The organism is Achromobacter sp. UBA5777 (genome assembly GCF_002418565.1).
In the GTDB taxonomy this organism is placed as follows: Bacteria; Pseudomonadota; Gammaproteobacteria; order Burkholderiales; family Burkholderiaceae_B; genus Achromobacter; species Achromobacter animicus.
On the sequence record NZ_DIEJ01000067.1, the window covers coordinates 1 to 3,689 of the forward strand.

At 68.0% G+C, this 3,689-nt stretch carries 5 protein-coding genes; 1 reads left to right on the forward strand and 4 read right to left on the reverse strand.

Features of this window, described 5'->3' with window-relative positions; genetic code table 11:
* The 4 genes from B3446_RS04765 to B3446_RS04780 form a co-directional block, all read right to left on the reverse strand.
* Positions 1-340, reverse strand: a 340-nt coding sequence (locus tag B3446_RS04765) for a DUF7088 domain-containing protein (protein ID WP_291378049.1), incomplete at its 3' end; no start/stop codon positions are given.
* The gene (locus tag B3446_RS04770) at positions 337-1,050 is read right to left on the reverse strand and encodes an ABC transporter permease (protein ID WP_291378051.1); all 714 of its coding nucleotides are present in this window, start codon (positions 1,048-1,050) and stop codon (positions 337-339) included. The genes B3446_RS04770 and B3446_RS04765, both read right to left, overlap by 4 nt.
* Positions 1,047-2,042, reverse strand: a complete 996-nt coding sequence (locus B3446_RS04775; RefSeq protein ID WP_291378053.1) for an ABC transporter ATP-binding protein — start codon at positions 2,040-2,042, stop codon at positions 1,047-1,049. Before B3446_RS04775 ends, B3446_RS04770 begins: the two co-directional genes overlap by 4 nt.
* A 10-nt stretch (positions 2,043-2,052) precedes the next feature.
* Positions 2,053-2,913, reverse strand: a complete 861-nt coding sequence (locus B3446_RS04780) for an N-acyl homoserine lactonase family protein (RefSeq protein ID WP_191579104.1) — start codon at positions 2,911-2,913, stop codon at positions 2,053-2,055.
* Positions 2,914-3,218: 305 nt separating this feature from the next.
* Here B3446_RS04780 and B3446_RS04785 point away from each other — a divergent pair.
* Positions 3,219-3,689, forward strand: a 471-nt coding sequence (locus tag B3446_RS04785; RefSeq protein ID WP_291378056.1) for a ribonuclease, incomplete at its 3' end; no start/stop codon positions are given.

A 3,689-nucleotide genomic window follows, 5' to 3' on the forward strand; every position in this document is an offset into this window, starting at 1 on the left:
GGATGCCGGCGGCGCGCGCCTCGGCCGGGCGCAGCGCCGGGTCGACGCCGCGCACGCGGATCAGCGGGTTCTCGCGTTCGTACTGGCGCAGCAGTTCCAGCGCGTCGACCATGCTCTTGTTGCGCAGGTCGTAGAACCACGTCACCTCGACCGGCTGACGCACTTGCCGCGCGACTTCCAGGCTTTCAGGGGCCAGGCTGTACACGCGCTGCGCGGTCAGGTCGATGCGGCCCAGATGCCGCGACGCCCACAGGTTCAACGCCAGCAGCAGCGCGGCCACGGCCAGCACCGGCAGCCACAGCGACAGCCGCCGTCCGGCGCGGCGCACGGCGGGGCTCATCGCAGCCTCCAGCGCTTCAGATTGACGGAGGCCACCATCAACGCCAGCATGGCCACGCTGGCGAGCGTGACGGTGGCGGGTCCGGGCAGCACGCCCCGGATGAAGTCCACATGCTGCGCCGACAGCGACAGGGCCTGGAAGAACGGCGACAGCGCCGGAAACGCATCCAGCGCCGCCGGGTAGTCGATGAACCACAGCAACACGAGGATGCCCCACGTGGCGCTGGCGGCGACGATCTGGTTCGAGCAGGCGCTGGACACGGCAATGCCGATCGCCAGGAAGAGCGCGCCGTACAGGAACACGCCGATGTACCCGCCCACGATGGGACCGTAGTCAGGTTGCCCGTACCAGGCCAGCGGCAGCACCGCCGACATGGTGCCGGCCAGCATCAGCGCCAGCATGGTCAGCCCGGCCGCAAACTTGGCCGCGACCAGCGTGAAGTCCGACAGGGGCAGCGTCAGCAGCAGCTCCAGCGTTCCCTGCCGCGCCTCTTCGGCAAAGGCGCGCATGCTGACCAGCGGCATCACCAGCATCAGCAGGATGGTCATGTTGTGAAACGCCGTCACCATCTGGCCGGTGCTGACGAAGAACAGGTTGAAGCTGAACAGATAGCCCGACAACGCCCAGAACACCGCCACGACGGCCAGCGCCACGGGCGAGCCGAAGTCGGTGCGCAGTTCCTTGCGGTACAACGCCGCGAAACCCGTCATGCGCGTCTCCGTAATGGGGGATCGTTGGGCGCCAGCGCCGCCAGCAGGCGGGCTTCGACCGCTTCCTGCGCGGGCAGCACGGCGCGCAGTTCCGCGTGCGCCAGCGCGGTGCGCATGACCGCGTCGCAGGCGGCGGCGTTGGTAGTCGCACTGGCGGTCTTGTTGCCGGCCGCGCTTGCACCCGGTGCATCCCACGTGATGCGCCACTTGCTGGTGCCGGCATCCAGCAGCGTGATCTCCACAGCTTTCACGCCCGCGCACGCCGACAACGCGGCGTGCAGTGCGGCATGCCCGGCGGCGGGCAACGCCAGCTGCAATTGCAGCGCCGCCCGCGATTCGCCCAGCGGCTGGTCCTCGACCAACCGGCCCTGCCGCAGGATCGCGATGCGCGAGCAAAGCGCCTCGACCTCCTGCATCAAATGGCTGCTGAACACCACCGCGCGGCCTTCCGCGCAGCGGCGGATCATTGCGCGGGCTTCCACGATCTGCACGGGATCCAGGCCGTTGGTGGCTTCGTCCAGCAGCAGCACGGGCGGGTCGTTCAGCACCGCCTGCGCCAGCCCCACGCGCTGGCGCTGCCCCTTGGACAGACGCCCGATCACCGAGCGCGCCACGCCTTGCAGATCGAAGCCGTCGATGGCCCGTTCGATGGCCAGGCGGCGTGCGCTGGCGCCGCCCTGCACTTTGACGCCCGCGCCGAACTCCAGATATTGCGTAACGGTCAACGCGTCATAGAGCGGCGCGCGTTCGGGCAGATAGCCGATGTCGGCGTTGCCGCGGCCCGGCGCGGGCTCGCGCCCCCGGATCGTGATGCGCCCGCTGTCGGGCGTATAAAAGCCCGCCATCAGGCGCAGCGTGGTGGTCTTGCCGCTGCCGTTCGGCCCCAGCAGGCCCAAGATCTCCCCCGGCCTGACGGACAGGCTGAGGGATTCCAGAACCTGACGGGATCCGAACGACTTGCAGACCTGGTGCAAGGCGACGGCGGGCTCCATGGCGCGCCTTTTAGTCGAACACTTTGGTCTTGGCGTTCTGCGCGTGCTGCTCCGCGTCGTGGCTGTACCAGAGCTGGCCCTGGCGCGCGTCGCGGATCTGCTTGAGACGGTCGATGGCCTGCATGGACGCCGCCGTGTTCCAGGTGATGCCCGGAATGACGCCAGCCTCGTTTTCACCCGTGTAGATGGCATCGGCCGCCAGCAGCACAGTGCCGGTCTTGGGCAGCTTGACCTGCAGCGACTGGTGGCCCTGCGTGTGGCCCTTGGTGTCCAGCAGCACGATGGTGCCGTCGCCGAACAGGTCGAAGTCGCCCTCGACCTGGATGAAATCGTAGTCCCGCGTGGTGTCGAAGTCCTTCATGACGTAGGCCGCGCGCTGGAATTTCTCGGGCCACCAGGCGGCGCGCAGCTCGGCCTTCTGCACCACGTGCTTGGCCTTGGGGAACATCTTGATGTTGCCGGCGTGATCCAGATGGAAGTGCGAGTACACGACGTACTTCACGTCGCTCACGTCAAAGCCGGCGGCCTTGAGCTGGCGGTCGATGACCTCGTCGCGGCCCTGGATGGAATTGAACGCGCCGCACAGGCCCTGCCCCCAATAATTGGCGCAATTGCCGTCGGCCGTGGCCTGGTTCATGCCGGTGTCGAACAGCACCAGGCCGCGCGGGTGCTGGATCACGTAAGCCGGCACCGGAATCTTGATCTTGGTGCCGACGTCGACCATGGCGGTCATGAACCCCTTGTCCAGCTCGATCTTGCCCACCGAGAGCTGCATCAGCTTCACGTCCACCGGCGGCGCGTCGGCAGCATGTGCCCATCCGCCCGCCATGACCGCCACCGCCCCAACCATTGCCTTCCAGCTCTTGCTCATTGTTGTCTCCTCGGACCAACAGGGGTAAGCCGCAGCCCGGACGGCGCGGCCGATCAGCAAGCTCCGGGTGTGTCCCGGGTTCACATCGTCGACAGGGTGTTTTTTTCCGTGCGAAGGCGCCTTGCGGCGGGCCGCGATATCCATGCGCGCGGCCGGAAACGGCATCTGGCGGCCGCTTTCTCTGTTGCGCACTCTGACGCAGCCCGGATTGGCTGCCAATTAAGGATTTGTGAAGCTGGGCTTCGGGGCGCGCGAAGTGGGGGGAACCCTAGTGATCCCCGCCGTCCGGCATGGCAAGATGCGCCATGACCGCTTCCTTCACTCCGCCCAGCTACAGCAGCGCCCCCGACGTCAACTGGACCACCGCCGACCTGTGCGACACCTGCATGGGTCAGGCCGACTGGGACCTGCGTGTGCTGCCGCCCGTCTTTCGCGCGTTCGGCGGTCGATCCTGGTATTTCGGCCAAGTGGTGGCGGTGCCCTCGCCCGCCGAAGACGGCGCACTGTCGCTGGCGGGCCTGCTGGCGGAACCGGGACTGGGCCGTGTGCTGGTGGTGGATGGGCTGGGCAGCGCCGCGCACGCGATTCTGGGGGACCGCATGGCGGGTATGGGCGTGCAAAACGGCTGGAGCGGCGTGCTGGTGAACGGCCACGTGCGCGACACGCCCGTGCTGGCCCGCATGCCGCTGGGCGTGCATGCGCTGGGCGCGATGCCCAACCGCCCCGCGGCCATGACGCCGGCGCAGGCGGGTGAGCAGGTGCGGATTCAAGGGGTT

Excerpts from the sequence above, each read along its gene's own strand:
- B3446_RS04770 (WP_291378051.1), bottom strand. The coding sequence starts at position 1,050 with ATGACGGGTTTCGCGGCGTTGTACCGCAAGGAACTGCGCACCGACTTC.
- B3446_RS04775 (WP_291378053.1), bottom strand. The coding sequence starts at position 2,042 with ATGGAGCCCGCCGTCGCCTTGCACCAGGTCTGCAAGTCGTTCGGATCC.
- B3446_RS04780 (WP_191579104.1), bottom strand. The coding sequence starts at position 2,913 with ATGAGCAAGAGCTGGAAGGCAATGGTTGGGGCGGTGGCGGTCATGGCG.